The 14,047-nt window shown below is 58.9% G+C and carries 14 protein-coding genes and 1 pseudogene; 9 read left to right on the forward strand and 6 right to left on the reverse strand.

Features of this window, described 5'->3' with window-relative positions; translation table 11 throughout:
- Positions 1 to 3 precede the first annotated feature (3 nt).
- The 6 genes from MHM97_RS17130 (at position 4) to MHM97_RS17155 (ending at position 6,172) form a co-directional block, all read left to right on the forward strand.
- Positions 4 to 1,530 (forward strand): class I adenylate-forming enzyme family protein, encoded by a 1,527-nt coding sequence (locus tag MHM97_RS17130; protein ID WP_239323684.1) that lies wholly within the window; start codon positions 4 to 6, stop codon positions 1,528 to 1,530.
- On the forward strand, positions 1,527 to 2,489 hold the full coding sequence (locus MHM97_RS17135; RefSeq protein WP_239323686.1) for a hypothetical protein: 963 nt from the start codon (positions 1,527 to 1,529) through the stop codon (positions 2,487 to 2,489). The genes MHM97_RS17130 and MHM97_RS17135 overlap by 4 nt, the downstream gene beginning before the upstream one ends.
- Positions 2,490 to 2,509: 20 nt before the next feature.
- Positions 2,510 to 3,667, forward strand: a complete 1,158-nt coding sequence (locus tag MHM97_RS17140; RefSeq protein WP_239323688.1) for a hypothetical protein — start codon at positions 2,510 to 2,512, stop codon at positions 3,665 to 3,667.
- Positions 3,654 to 4,040, forward strand: a complete 387-nt coding sequence (locus tag MHM97_RS17145) for an ectoine synthase (protein ID WP_239323690.1) — start codon at positions 3,654 to 3,656, stop codon at positions 4,038 to 4,040. The genes MHM97_RS17140 and MHM97_RS17145 overlap by 14 nt, the downstream gene beginning before the upstream one ends.
- A gap of 4 nt (positions 4,041 to 4,044) precedes the next feature.
- Positions 4,045 to 5,280: an MFS transporter gene (locus tag MHM97_RS17150; protein ID WP_239323692.1), complete on the forward strand. Its 1,236-nt coding sequence runs from the start codon at positions 4,045 to 4,047 to the stop codon at positions 5,278 to 5,280.
- A 370-nt stretch (positions 5,281 to 5,650) separates the two neighbouring features.
- Entirely contained in the window at positions 5,651 to 6,172 is a 522-nt protein-coding gene (locus tag MHM97_RS17155; RefSeq protein ID WP_239323694.1) for a GNAT family N-acetyltransferase, read from the forward strand.
- Here the strand turns inward: MHM97_RS17155 and fosX are convergent.
- The 3 genes from fosX to MHM97_RS17170 all read right to left on the reverse strand — a co-directional run bounded on the left by fosX (position 6,139) and on the right by MHM97_RS17170 (position 7,763).
- The gene (gene fosX, locus MHM97_RS17160; RefSeq protein ID WP_239323697.1) at positions 6,139 to 6,561 is read right to left on the reverse strand and encodes a FosX/FosE/FosI family fosfomycin resistance hydrolase; all 423 of its coding nucleotides are present in this window, start codon (positions 6,559 to 6,561) and stop codon (positions 6,139 to 6,141) included. The genes MHM97_RS17155 and fosX overlap by 34 nt on opposite strands.
- A 370-nt stretch (positions 6,562 to 6,931) precedes the next feature.
- Positions 6,932 to 7,231: a DUF6958 family protein gene (locus tag MHM97_RS17165; RefSeq protein WP_239323699.1), complete on the reverse strand. Its 300-nt coding sequence runs from the start codon at positions 7,229 to 7,231 to the stop codon at positions 6,932 to 6,934.
- Entirely contained in the window at positions 7,221 to 7,763 is a 543-nt protein-coding gene (locus tag MHM97_RS17170; RefSeq protein WP_239323701.1) for a GFA family protein, read from the reverse strand. Before MHM97_RS17170 ends, MHM97_RS17165 begins: the two co-directional genes overlap by 11 nt.
- A gap of 70 nt (positions 7,764 to 7,833) precedes the next feature.
- Between MHM97_RS17170 and MHM97_RS17175 the strand changes: the two genes are divergently transcribed.
- From MHM97_RS17175 to MHM97_RS17185, 3 genes are all read left to right on the forward strand, one after another.
- A complete protein-coding gene (locus MHM97_RS17175; protein ID WP_239323703.1) occupies positions 7,834 to 8,523 on the forward strand; it encodes a TetR/AcrR family transcriptional regulator in 690 nt (229 codons plus the stop codon).
- Complete coding sequence (locus MHM97_RS17180) at positions 8,520 to 9,017, forward strand: alpha/beta fold hydrolase (RefSeq protein ID WP_239323705.1); 498 nt, start codon at positions 8,520 to 8,522, stop codon at positions 9,015 to 9,017. Before MHM97_RS17175 ends, MHM97_RS17180 begins: the two co-directional genes overlap by 4 nt.
- Positions 9,018 to 9,441: 424 nt before the next feature.
- Complete coding sequence (locus MHM97_RS17185; protein WP_239323708.1) at positions 9,442 to 9,777, forward strand: divalent metal cation transporter; 336 nt, start codon at positions 9,442 to 9,444, stop codon at positions 9,775 to 9,777.
- Positions 9,778 to 9,854: 77 nt separating this feature from the next.
- Here the strand turns inward: MHM97_RS17185 and MHM97_RS17190 are convergent, their stop codons facing one another.
- From MHM97_RS17190 to MHM97_RS17200, 3 genes and pseudogenes are all read right to left on the reverse strand, one after another.
- Positions 9,855 to 10,493, reverse strand: a complete 639-nt coding sequence (locus tag MHM97_RS17190) for a response regulator transcription factor (RefSeq protein ID WP_239323716.1) — start codon at positions 10,491 to 10,493, stop codon at positions 9,855 to 9,857.
- 138 nt (positions 10,494 to 10,631) lie between these two features.
- Positions 10,632 to 12,494: a hybrid sensor histidine kinase/response regulator gene (locus MHM97_RS17195; RefSeq protein WP_239323718.1), complete on the reverse strand. Its 1,863-nt coding sequence runs from the start codon at positions 12,492 to 12,494 to the stop codon at positions 10,632 to 10,634.
- Between the two features lie 297 nt (positions 12,495 to 12,791).
- Positions 12,792 to 13,832 (reverse strand): annotated as a pseudogene (locus MHM97_RS17200) (integrase core domain-containing protein).
- Positions 13,833 to 14,047 lie beyond the last annotated feature (215 nt).

Below are 14,047 nucleotides of genomic sequence, written 5' to 3' on the forward strand. Positions count from 1 at the left end.
CCGATGTTGTCCAGCGCTTTTCTTGATGGGTTTCTGACCAACACCCAACGCTCACCCGAACGTCCTGCGATCATCGTCGATGATCAGGTGGCGGGCTTTTCGGAAACGCTGGCCCGGGCCAAAAGTGTTGCCCGTGCATTTCGCAAGCGCGGATTGAAGCCCGGAAAACGCGTTTCGTTTTACACCGAAAACAGCACAGAAGCGGTTACAGTAGCGATTGGTGCGCTTCTCTCCAACGCGACGTTCACCTCGATGCACCACAGCTTCAGCACCAGGCGTTTGGCGCAAAAACTCGCGAATTGCGGTGCGTCCTTTCTGGTCACCGACCGGATGGATCGAGTCAACACTGCCGATCATGGCCTGTCGCCTGCATTCACGGAACACGACATGCACATTCTGGCGCGACGGGATGACCTTGCTTCGACAAGTCCGGACCTGGGCGCGATTTTCTACACCTCTGGCTCTTCAGGCCATCCAAAGGGGGTCGCCATGCGCACACAGGCCATGCTTGCCGCGCAATCGGCTGTAACCCGTTACATCGGTATCGACGGGACCGATGTCGTCATGTCCTTTGCGACGCTTGGATCCGATTTCGGCTTTTACAATTGTTTCATCCCGTTGAACGCCGGAGCCACCGTGGTGATGGAGCGCAAATCGCCCGATGCCAGCGGCTCCATATTCGACCGGATGACACGACATGGCGTGACGGGCTTGCACGTATTTCCGAACGTGCTGCACGACATTGTCGCGGGAGCAGGCCCGCAAACGCGATACCCCGGCCTGCGTTACATCTGTTCCACCGGACAAGCATTTCCAATCGCGCTTTTGCCTGCATTGCGCCGAATTTTCCCCAATGCCGAAATCCTGTCGAGTTACGGCATGACCGAATGCAAACGCATTGCCTACCTTCCCGATAGCGCGCTTGATGGTGCCGCCGGATCAATCGGCCGCCCTCTGCCTGGGCTGCGCGCCTACCTTCTAGATGCAAACGATGAAATCGTCCGCGGTACGGATCGGATCGGCGAGCTCGCACTCGCCGGTCCGCAGCTGATGGAAGGCTATTGGAACGACGCAGGCGCAACCAAAAAAACCATGCTCTATGACGTCTTCGGGGAAACCAAGGTGTTCCGCACCGGTGATATGTTCCGCCGGGATGCTGCTGGATGCTACTGGTTCGTCGGAAGACGTGATGAAATGTTCACTCGGCGCGGCTTTCAGGTCGACCCGCGCGAAATCGAACGCGCCGCCTTGTCAGTTCCCGGAATTCGCGACGCTTTGGTCGTTGCTATCCCCCACCCCGTAGATGGGCATTTGCCCGGCCTGGCCGTGGCAGGTCACTTCAACCCGGATGAGCGAGACGCTGTCGAGGCGGCCCTCAGAAAAGCCTGCCATCAGCGGCTCGAAGCGCATATGCAGCCGGACCGCTATCTGCTGCTGGAGACCCTTCCCCGCGAAGGTTCCGGCAAGCTCTGCCGCAAGACAGTGCTCACCCAATTTCAAAACACGCAGCACAACGAGCCCACTTCATGACCATCATATCAGATACCGTGCAGCCCGAGGGAGGCCGCTATTGCGGGTCGTCCATGCAAAAACTCGGGACCCGATTTGACAAGCTGGCGACAGGTGCCATCCAGCGCCCCAAGGCGCCGGTCACGTCCGTCTTCGGAGAATCCGACGTCGGCGCAGATCGCGCCGCCTACCAGACAGAACTCAGCAACGGTGCAGGCCCCCTGTTCATGCACTTCATGGCAAGCATCCCCTGCATTCAGGAAGAGATGGCGCGCATCGGATGTGCCACGGCGGAATGGGCTCTGGAACGGCAGGCTGAAACTGGCAGACCTCTGCAGTTTTTTGAGATGGACGCGTTCGACGGAACCCAAGCCAGAACCTTAGCCAATTTGGCGGGGGCCGCAATCCGCACGCTGACCTGTTCCCCGAATCCGGCAAACGAGGAGTATTTCAAACGTCTCGCTCAACCCGAGATCAGCCAATATGCACAGTGCAGCCTATTTGACGTGCTCGCTCCGGCCGCGGGGTTCGAGGATGGGTTTGACCTGATCTATGAAACCGCCGCGTTGCAGTTCTATGGACCGGAACGGACACGGCAATTGGCGCATGTGGCGTCCCACCTTGCCTCCGACGGTGTCGCGATCTTCCTGGAAAAGATGAACCACGACGACCCAATGGAGTACCAGCGCCGGGAGACCGCCAAAGACATGAATTTCAAAACACGGTATTTTTCGATCGAGGAAATCGAATGGAAAACCCGTAATTTCCTGCATGACATGGTGCGCGGTCAGGTCACTTTGCAGCAGTTCGCAACGGCAGCGCAGAACCATTTTGCCCATACAAGGGTGATTTGGCACAGCACCAATTTCTACGAGGTTGCCGCCTCCAACGATCTCGTGGCGCTGGAGACCTTCTGCGGTCGGCTCGGGCCCATGGCTATCGAAAGCGATTTCGTCTTTGATCAGGCGGACGCGTTTTGATTTCGCCGGCACTTCATCCAATGGCTGATCCGGCGATATGCACCAAAGTCCATGATGCCGCCCGGTCCTGGCGTGACCGCGCTCGCTCTCGACGCGGTCACGATGCTTTGCCTGAGCAGACTGTAGCGGAGCTGAAGCATTTTGATTTTATGGGTGTGTGGCAGGCGCCCGAAGTCAATTGGACAACAATTTGCGAAATCTCGCGCCTGGCTGCGCAAGCCTGCCCCTCAACGGGGTGGGTCCTCGTCAATTGTATCGGACACGCGCTTATCGCTGATCGGTTTCCAGATGCGCTTGCCAAGCGGGTTTTTTCGGATAATCCCGCACCGGTTATTGCCACGGCCATGGCCGCACGCGACACGAACATCATTAACCACGATGATGGCGGCCTCACGATCTCGGGCCGGTTCGTGAACAGTTCCGGCATCGATCATGCGGACTGGGTCCTGTTGAAACTGCCCGCCGGACCGAATGGACAACCGCGATACGTGCCCTGCGAAACCAGTCGCATTTCGATTGAACGGACGTGGAAAACTTCTGGGCTGATGGCCAGCGGCACCCACAGCTTTTCCGTCGAACTTTCGGTTCCCAAAACTGAGGTTGCCGACTGGGAACCGTGCCTGAAGGGGAATCGCCCCTCCGATGAGGTGGATGGTAACTATCTTAGGTCGATGCCCATGATCGCCTATCTCGGGACCTCGTTGATTGCACCGATCCTGGGCTGCGCTGAGGCGCTCTTTCGCGAACATGAACGTCTGATCGTGCGTCGCACAAGGGACGTTGGCCTGAACAGCGCACCGGAGTTGACGGCTCTTGGTGAGAGCGCGATGGAGCTGACCACGGCGCAACTCCTTTATCGGGATTTGCTGGACTGGCTTCATGACAAGGGATCACAGGCGCGCAGCATTTCTGCGGAAGAGGTCAAGATTTGCCGTGCCAAGGCCGCCACGCTTGTTCGGCTGTGTGGCACAGCTGCGAAACGGTTACAGGACACCTGCGGCATGGCCGTGCTGTCCGAGGATGCGCCCGCACAAGGATATTGGTGCGATCTGCAGGTCATGTCCGCCCATTCCGACGTGCGCTATGGCATCTCGCTGCAGGACTACGGTCAAATCTGTTTTGACGCCGCAAAAACAACCATCACTGCGACCGGGAGTAATCAACATGATTGTGCGTGATATCAACGACGTTGCCCAAGCCGGGCTGTGTGTGGAATGGGGCGGCGGAACCAGCCATCGCTACCTGACCGATCAGGACAAGATGGGCTTTACGGTGTGCCGCACCGTGGTCTACCCGGGCACCGAGGCCCGGATGGAATACAAACGCCATCTGGAAGCCTGCTACTGCATCGCCGGAACCGGCGAGGTCGTGACCTCGACCGGGAAAACCCACGCGCTGCGTCCCGATGTGCTCTATGGGCTGGAAAAGAACGACGCGCATACACTGCGCAATACCGGCGACACCGATCTTGTGCTGCTCAGCGTCTTTAATCCGCCGCTCATCGGGTCGGAAGTGCACAACCTCTCCGACACCGGTTACTCGGGATACTGATAACATGATTGCACTGGCCCGAGCGTCCCTTCTGTCCACCCATGGGTTCATTGCCGGAAACCTGCGTTGGCTGGGTGTGGGCTTTGTCCTGTTCTTCCTGTCATCGCTGGGACAAACCTATTTTATTGGCCTGAGCATTGGCGACATCCGTCAGGAATTCGACCTGTCACATGGCGACATAGGCCTGTTGAACATGGTGCTGACGCTTCTCAGCGGAGTGGCGGTTTTTGCCACCGGAAAATGGAGCGATCAGCTTTCACCACGCAAACTTATTGCGATCCTGTTGCCTGTTCTGGCGGTAGGTGCCGTATTGTTTCAGTCGCTGGTGTCGTTGCAGATCATTCTGCTGGGTTTGCTGATCCTGCGCATTTTTGCCCAGGGTTTCCTGACTCATATCGCCTTTGTCGTGGTTGGGCGCTGGTTCAATGCGCGGCGGGGAATGGCCATTGCTGTCACATCGATCGGACAAAACATCGGCCAGATGCTGTTGCCTGTGTCCTTTGTTGCGCTTTCTGCACTGATCGGCTGGCGGACAAGCTGGATCTTGATTGCGGTCATGTTGCTGTTGCTCACACCCTTTTTGATGCGACTTGCATCATCAGAAAGGACCGCCGAAGCGGTAGCCGACACTGCGCATGCCGGTGAACCTGACCAAAGCGTTCGTAGTCTGACGCGTGCCGAGGTCCTCAGAAGACCTGAGTTCCACGCATATGTTTTTGCCATTCTGCCAATGGCTTTGGTAGTCAATACGATTTTCTTTCATCAGGTCCATCTGACAGAGACCCGCGGGTGGGGGTTGGATGCTTTCACGGCATCATATTCCGTCATGGCCGTATCCACGATTCTTGCGGGATTTGGTGCTGGATGGCTGGTTGATCGGTTCTCTGCCGTGGCGCTGTTGCCGTACTATCTGATCCCGCTGTTGGTGGCGTGTCTGCTTCTCGCAGTCAGCACTGCACCATGGATCATGGTGCCTTTCATGGCGCTCGTCGGCATATCAAATGGCTTCTCGCTCAACCTTTATGGCGCGGTTTGGGCCGAGGCCTTTGGAACAGACCATCTTGGCGCCATTCGCTCCGTTGTCACCATGATTGTGATTTTCGCTGCCGCTGTCGGCCCTGGCGGGGCAGGGGTGCTGCTTGATATGGGCTTCGGATTTGGGACGATCTATTTCTTGCTTTGCGCTCTCTGTACGATTGCAAGCGCCGTGGTTTGGCCATTTACTTATAGAGCGCAGTAACTCAGCGCCAGAGATTATGTCTTGCGGCCAAATCACCTGCGATCGCTGTGGCGAAGAGGAAGGTTCCAGGGTCGGCTAAGTCCGCCGTGGCGATACTCTGGCTAGCCGCTGCGATTTGGCAGCCGTGGTTTCATGGAAGTCGCCCCGTGCAAATGAACGGTCTGGTGGCGCGGGCTGTCACGCGGCAAAATATGTGCCGCAATGGCAAACCTATGCTGCGTCAGCAATAGCGGCATCTGCATAACTCTGGTTTGTCCGCTCAGCCGACTTCGGCCTTCGACAAAGTTGCTGCTCTTGTGTGCTGTCGCGACGAAGGTCAGAAGGGAGCCCTTGTTGACCTTTTTGCACATCGCGGCAAAGGTCAGCGATCATGGCCTTCCCGCAAGAAAACCCAAAAAGCTCGATTGCATTTCGATCATATCAAAGAAAGGACCGCACTTGGGTCGCAGATGCCAACATGCGGTTCTATCGCACCTTTCACAACTTCGATTCCACCTTCGTTTATGCCGTCAGCGCGGCATTGGATCTGGTGGAAGGTCAGATGTCAAAGGTGCGCAAATTTTACCTGATCGCCGAATGCGGTGGTCAACCTGTTGGCTGCATATTTCTCAGCGCTGAAACATCGACCGTATCTCGGATACGATTGTTTTATCTTGATGAGGCATATCGTGGCCGAGGCACCGGGAAGCGTCTCTTGAGCGCCGTCGTGACCGCAGCGAGGGAGAAAGAGTTCAAGTCAGTTCGTGTCTCGACCTTTGATCGACATCCCGAAGCGTGTGGGCTCTACGAGTCCGCCGGATTTGAAGCTGTGCGAACGGTCCGATCCATGGCGTTCGGCCAGGATATGCAGCAGGTGGATTACGAGCTGCTGCTCGCTGGCGGCGACCTGTAGCGCTCCAAACGCTCGTCGAGCGTACCGCTGTGCAATTCGAACATATGGTTGTCGTGGTCATAGAAATATATCGAGTGCCCCTCGCCTTCGACCCGTGACCGTCCTTCTCGGACGTCCTGTCCAAGCGCTCGGATACGATTCAACCGATCACCATACTTGCCCGGTGGTATCTTGAAAGCGACGTGGTTGTAGGTGCGCGACCCGAGCGGGGCGCTTTCCATCGTGGCGATCCATAGTCCTCCGACGTCGAAGAAACGCTCTTTGGACAGGGAAAATGTTTCATCGCCGCTATCGTAGATCTTCTTCGCATCCAGAACCTGCGTCAGCACCTTCTCCATCTTGTCCAGGTCCCTGACGATGAAGGTCATGTGGCTCAAGCCTTCGATCACTCTACTACCTCCTTCCTTGATTTGAAGGAACTATTCCGGTCTTTACGGATGTCAGTGAGTCCCGCACACTGTGATTTCGCAAAGCATCATATTTTGCGGCTACAGCGAAAGGCCGGCCTCACGGGCCGCGCCGCAGCATGCCAAGCCGCAAGTGAATGGCCGCAATGGGCCGGTCGCGACGGTAACCACGCTGTGATTTGGCTTCCGATGCCGCTGCGCCGCAAGTCGGCTTCAGAGCCCATTGCGGAAGTGGCAAATTCTTGGTTCGAGCGCACGCGTCGCACCGCCCGAGCGCGGCAACACGGACTCGGAAGACCTCTAGGAACGGCTATCACAGAGTCTTACCCCTCACAGGACACGGCTCGCCTCGTCAGCACCGGTGTAATCGAAGCGGCTTGGTCTCTTCGCGCCGGATCACGCCCTTGGCCTCTAGGTCGAGCTGCGCGGCCTTGAGCCACCAGCCGGCCTTGGCCCCGCCGGGAAACAGTGCTTCGGGCAGCAGCGGCAGCAATTTTTGCTTGGCCTCGGCAACGGTTAGGCCCGGTGGCGCGTCTGGCAGAACCGCCAGCAGCGCGTCCCGCATCGCCTCGTATTTGGCCCGGTCGACGCGATGCACCCGGCCGGGCGACATGAAGTTCTCGACCTCGATCTTGTCATCGTCACGCGCCATGCAACTTTCCCTGCACGTAGTCGACCCTGGGCGTCCGGAAGCCCATCGCGGCCCAGGCTCCGATCAGCCGGGCGAAGAACCGCAGGCCATGTGTCGCGAGATTCGGCACGTCCCGGGGCAGCGCGGCGCCCTCGGGCGCGTCGCGCACCATCGTCCGCAGCTCCAGCGGCGGCAGGTCTTCGGCGGACCAAAGATGGCCGTAGGCGCTCAGCCAGTGGCCCTGGGTGAAGTCCAGGAACAGCGGCGTGTTGCAGCAGCTGGCGATCACGCGCCGGGTCTTGCTGTCCGGTGCCAGCCGGTGTTCGCTCAGATGGTCCGCGCCGCGCAGGCAGCGGACCCGATCCTTGCGGAAGAGAACGAAGCGCGTCGCCCGGTTGCCGTCCAGCACCGGCGCCGCGCCGGGCAATGTCCCGAGGATCGCCCCCGCCGCCTGGCAGTCGGCACAGAGGCATTCGCTGCTCAGGATGGGCGGTCCATCGACCCTCAAGGCCGCCTGTCTGCAGCGGCAGGTCAGTTCGGTTCTGGTCGTCATTGCGGAAGCTCCCGTTTGGTTTCGCTAATTAGACTGGACCGTCCAGTTGAGTTTGTCAAGGATCGGTGCTATGCTCGATCCGCAAACTTCGGAGGGCGAGCCCATGAGCAACGGTGCCGTAACGCGCAGACGGCGCAGCCGCGCGGCCATTCTGGCGGCGGCGGAAAGGGTATTCCTGAAACACGGCTTCCTGAGCGCCAGCATGGACGAGGTGGCCGAGCAGGCCGGGATGTCCAAGCAGACTGTCTATGCGCATTTTGGATCCAAGGAAGCGCTGTTCCGCGCGGTTGTCGTCGCGATGACCGGAGGCGCGGCCGAAGCCCTGGGCGAGGAGGCCGAGGAGCCGCTGGACGACCGGCCCGTTGCGGCGTTCCTGATGGACGCCGCCCTGGACCAGCTTGCAGTGGTCCTGACCCCGCGCCTGATGCAGCTGCGCCGCATGGTGATCGGCGAGGTGGACCGCTTTCCCGATCTCGGCCGCGCCCTGTTCGAGAACGGCCCGGCAAAGTCCATCGCGCGACTTTCCCGCGCCTTTGCGCATTACCGAGAGAACGGCCAGTTGCGGCTGACCGATCCGACCGAGGCGGCGACCTATTTCAACTGGCTTCTGATGGGTGCGCCCACCAGCGCCGCCATGCTGCTGGGCGACGCCGCCCTGCCGGGACGCGAGGCCCGGCACCGGCACGCGGAGGAAAGCGTGAGGATCTTCCTGTGCGCCTATGGCATGCAGCACGTCGGGAATGGAGGGAGAAAGGAATGAATCGGGCCGAACGGAACGACGCAAGGCGTCACGACGGGCAACCCGGCCACGAGACTGCCGTGAAGATGATCGACAGCGCCGGCATCACCCTTGCCACGCAAAGCTTCGGCCGGGCGAGCGACCCGGCTATCCTGCTGGTCATGGGCGCCACGGCCTCGATGCTGGGTTGGCCAGACGAGTTCTGCGGCGACCTGGCGCAGCGCGGGTTCTTCGTCATCCGCTTCGACCACCGGGACACCGGGCAATCCACAACCTTCGCGCCCGGACAAGCCGATTATGCCCTGGAGGATATGGCCGCGGACGTGATCGCCATCATGGATGCCTACGGCCTGGATCATGCGCATCTGGCGGGCATGTCACTGGGCGGGCTTATCTCGCAGATGGTGGCCCTGCAGCATCCCGGGCGCGTGGCCACACTTACCGCTGTCATCCTCCATCGGATTTGGGTTGATGGCACCGTCTTCGAACCGGACGTGGCGCCACAAATGGCCTGATCGGTTGTTCCGCCACCCGCTGCCTATTTAATCGCAGGCCTTCGAGGTCCCGCAGGGACGTGGTTCCGACGATGCCGCGGTCTGGACTGTCGCCGACATCTGTCAAGCACGCCTATGAGATGGGCACGTCGGAATTACATCGAACCAGCATCATGTTGGCAGCCACCACACTGACCACGAACCGAAGCATGTACCCGAGGGGCCTTTGCCGAAAGCCGCGAGAGAAAGCAGTGCCGACACGACGAAGCAAAAGCACCGCTCTGGCGGATCATTCTGCTTGCCCGAAACATGTTGACTGAACCGACCCCGTTACCGAAGTCCTGAGCCTAGAGACCATGGCCTGGCTCGAACAGCAGCTCGCAGCATAACTGTATCTATCGGAAGGGTGTTTCCGGCCGGCCGAAAAGTTCGCAACAGAGCCACTATGGCAGGTCAGATGATCATGCAGGGTTTTCTGCATATTCGCGTACCCATCTGGCTGCGCCGCCTGGTCACCATGGCTCCGGCGTTTGCCGTGGTCGCGATGGGCTACAACGCAACGGATGCGCTGGTGCTGTCACAGGTCGTTCTGTCCATCGCGTTGCCAGTTCCAATGATCGCCTTGATCATCTTCGCCTCCCGTCGCGACATCATGCGCGATTTTGTCGCTGGACCGTTGATCCGCATCTATTCGGTAGTGGGCGCGGTGGTGGTTCTAGGTCTGAATTTCGTACTGCTGGCGGAAACCTTCGGCGTACCGGTTCCATTTATTTCCTTCTGAAATCCGACAACGAGTGCTGCGCATGGGATCGCCTCTGCGCGCAGCCCTCACCCGCGGACAAACTATGGACAGCGCCACTAGATCAGGTTGAGGTCACGCGCGACGATCACAGCCTGCGTGCGATTGCTCGCACCCAGTTTTTTGCAAATCGATTTGACATGCATCTTTACTGTGGGTTGAGCGAGCGTCAAATTATCGCCGATTTCCTTGTTCGGCTTACCTTCGGCCAACAAGTTCAACACCGTCATCTCTCGGTCGGAGAGCTTGGTGTTTGTCGCCTCCTGCGTCTTGACGCGCTGAGTCTCGATCAACTCGACCGGAATATAACGCCCGCCTGCCGCCATGAAGCGCACCTCATTACCCAACGCCTTGAGCGAGGTTGTCTTCAGCACCAACCCCGCGCCGCCAAGCGCCAGAACTTCCGCAACCACCTTGGCCGAAGGATTGCTGGTGAGCAGCGCGACAGGTTTCCCGCCATTTTCAGCGATGGTCTGCGACAATCCCTGTGTGCCGTTCATGCCCGGCATATTCAGATCCAGCAGCACCAGGTCAAATGCGCCCTCCTGCTTGATCAACGCCAGAGCGCCATCAAGATCTGCAGCGGTGACCGCTTCGACGTTCGGCAGATTGGATAGGAACTGCTCAAACATCTCCAGGACCATGACATGGTCATCAGCAACAAGAATGCGCAGCGATTGCGGCTCAACTGTGGTCATCTAGTTTCTTTCTGCGAAGCACTCTCATGCCCCATTGCTTCAACGAGCTACAGTCTAATGGCGAGCCAAGCGGGATGTCCATTGCCGAGTCAGACAGCGCCACCGGAGATAAACCACGATCATCGCAAACTGAACAGGTCATGACAGCTGCTCGATACGCTGACCGGTTCTCGTCAGCACTTCCGCAACAGTGCCCAGCTGCTCCTCGTCCACGTCATTTCCATCCTCCAACCGCACCTCGATGGCGCGCAAGAGCTTCTCGGCAGATGTGAGCCCGGTTAGACCACAGGCACCGGTGGCAGCGTGCAGCAACCGGCGACTTTCGGGACCTGCACCGTCGACCTGCAGGCTCTCGATAATGGTGCGGGCTTCCGCCAGCGCACGTTGCATGAAATTCCGCGCCCCCTCGGGACCGATCTGCTCTATGAGGTCTGCAACGATCTCCTCCGACAGGAGGCATCCGGCCGGGCTTGAAGCCGCAACCGAGCCCGGTGCAGGGCTGGCAGCCTGCGCCACCTGCCCCGCCTCAACGAGGGTCTGCAACAGACTAGTGGTGCGGATTGGTTTGTCCAATATGCGAAAGAACCCGGCATCATGGCATGCCTTGCGAATACGGTCATCCACATGCGCGGTCAGCCCAATGATCTGACCACGCCACTGCGTGTCCCCAGCGTCCTGTGCCGCTCGCAGTTTATGTACCATTTCGATGCCACTCATGTAGGGCAGCGTCATGTCGGTCAGCAAGATAGAGGGCGCGACGTTCTCCGTTCCTTCCGGACCAGAGGCTGACGCGCCTCGGGCCATCAGTAACTCTAGTGCTTCATGGCCATTTTCAGCAGCGTTGACCAATGCGCCAGCGCGACGCAGCACCTGCACCAGCCAGTCGCGGCTCGCCGGACTGTCCTCCACGACAATAATATCATGTCCTTGCAACTGTCTCCCCAACTTGCCGCACACTGGCGTAACGGCTCCGTCGATAGCCGGGTCCGGTGTCCGCGCCTGAGGCAGGGCGAACACGACACGCAAAATGGTTCCCGCAACAGCTGTCGCTTCGACCTCATCGGCAATCTCACCGTTTTCACCGCGATCAAGGACTTCCATCGTTCCGCCCAGCTGACGGATCGCATGCGACAGGATATTCAGCCCGGACGATCTCCGCGCACTTGCCCCTGCAGAAGCGGCCTCAGCTTCATGTGGCAAACCAAGCGCCGCAAGCAGGCGGTGTTTCTGCGCGGTGGGGAGGCCGCCTCCCCAATCCCGCACTTCGAATTCAATCTGCAGTTCAGGGCTATCTTCAATCGCATCCTTCACTTCACCAGAAGCAACGAGACAGCGCAGAGAGACGTCGACCTGCGCACCACCATATTTGACGGAATTATCCAGCATATTCTGAAACAATGCCCGAACAAACCTGACCGGCCCGGTCACCCAAACATCTTTGGCAGGTGGCTGGTACTCTATGCGCGTCTCGGACGCACGCCCGATCGGACGGAGCATTGCAATCAGCGCCTGCAGCTCGCCGGTGATGCAGAAGGCCTCATCAGGTTGCGCAGCGCCGGGACTTTGCTCGCTGCGGATAACTCCAAGGACATAGTCGATTTGGTCCAACGCCCGGTGGGCCGTCCGCCTCAGATCTGTTCGCGCTGTATCGGCCTGTTGCTCCGCAGTATCACCGACACCCTCTGCCCATTCCTCAAACGTCGACAACAAGGACTGAATTGGGGTTTTCAGATCATGCGCCACGCGCAGCAGAGTCGCGGCTCGGGCGCGGTTCCGCAGCGAAGCAGATTCCTGATCGGTTTCAGACAGGCGCAAAACATATGCCTCTGTGCCGCCGAGAGGCAGATGAACCAGTTCCCCATCAACCGGCCCACCGGCCAGAGTTGGCTGGATCGTCTGCGTTCCGGCACGCCTGGCATTCAGGCAATGCGTTGGCCATGCCGTGATCTGATCGGTCAGGCCCCGATGAATACCGATCCTCTGAGCCGCGGCATTGGCCAACAGAACTGCCCCGGTTTCACTCGCGAGAGCGACCGGACGCCGGTCCGTGGCAATGATGCGTGCTATTGTCTGCAATTGCGCCCGCACAGAAGACACGTCCGCCTCTGGCTGTGATAGTTTTGCGACTGGCGCGTCGCTCGGTGACTCGTGATGTGTGCCCATCGTGCCCTGTTGCCCTCAACCTGCGTGTTCGACGTGATTGCAGTTGTGCTGGCTTTTCGGCGCTCTCAGCGCACGGATACCCACTCTCCACCCACCTGACAGTTGTGCCGAATGCCGGGGGGGCGATCAAGTAGCTTAGGTGTTCAGTCCCGGCATTTGGTGGATCGGATTTAGGATGAATCGATCTGGCTCTGATGTCCAGATCTTGCAGATGTAATCGTAAGGCGTAAGCCCGCTGAGGGTCTTGAGGCGTCGCGCGAAGTTGTAGGCTGCCATGAAGTCGGCCAGGTGTGTTCGCAACTGATCGTGGTTTTCGAAGTGGAAGCGTTTGACGGTCGCGTCCTTTATGGTGCCGTTCATTCGTTCGACCTGGCCGTCCCTCGGGAAAACAGTCCCCCGGACTGTTTTCTGATCCTCGGAACTCCACGGATGGTTTGGCTTGGTCAGTCGGTGCTCGATCTCATTTGCCTCACAGATCATGTTGAACCGCATCTGCCGTGAATATGCTGTGTCCCGGTTGCGGGGCTGCTCGGCGAACTGGATGCCCCTCGCCATCGGGCTTGAACCGATGGCGCCCTTTGGCTCGATCAGTGAGGATCGTGTGGATGCGATAGGGGACGGCCTTTAGCGGGTGTTCGGGGAACTCCCATGCGGTCTTACGATCTGCTGCCTTGTCCACGAGTTGAGTGACTGCGAATTTGCTGGTCCGGTCAATACCCACGAAGAGGTAGAGCTTGCCCTCCGCCGTCTGAACCTCGGCGATGTCGATGTGAAAGAAGCCGATAGGGTATCGCTTGAATTGCTGCCGCTTTGGCTTGTTGCCCTCGCGTCCGGCAGGTGTGAGATGCCATTCCGTTGCAGGCATCGATGTAGCGCCGAGCGCGTCAGGTGCGGAAGCGACGGCTGAAGCGCATAGAGGCAATCATCCAACGGCAGTAACGTATGACGCCGGAATGCGACGATCATGGCCTCTTCCGCTTCGGTGAGAACGGTCGAACGCGGCTCCCTCGGCCCAGTCTTTAGGTCCTCCACCGGCGCCCGCTTGCGCCACTTCGCGACGGTCTTGGGATTGATGCCCAGCTCCTTGCTCAGCTGCGCGAGCGAAGCTTGCGATCACTGTATTGCAGCTCTGACGGCGTGCGTTGTCGTAGCGCTCCCGAGGCGAATTTGTCCCACAATGCTTCCTTCCATTCCTGAGAAAGGATCACACCATCAAGCCGTGGGATCAAACACCCAAGCATTACATTCTTTAGTATAGCACTTGGAACCAATGCCGGGCCAGCATGAACATTGACCACAATAGCCCTTGCATTTGAGCGCCAGCGACTCGTTGGGGAATAAATTTCAGCAGATCAACCCCTAAATAGTTAGTATTTTAATGTTAGATTGCA

Source organism: Epibacterium sp. Ofav1-8 (assembly GCF_022348185.1).
Classification (GTDB): Bacteria; Pseudomonadota; Alphaproteobacteria; order Rhodobacterales; family Rhodobacteraceae; genus Epibacterium.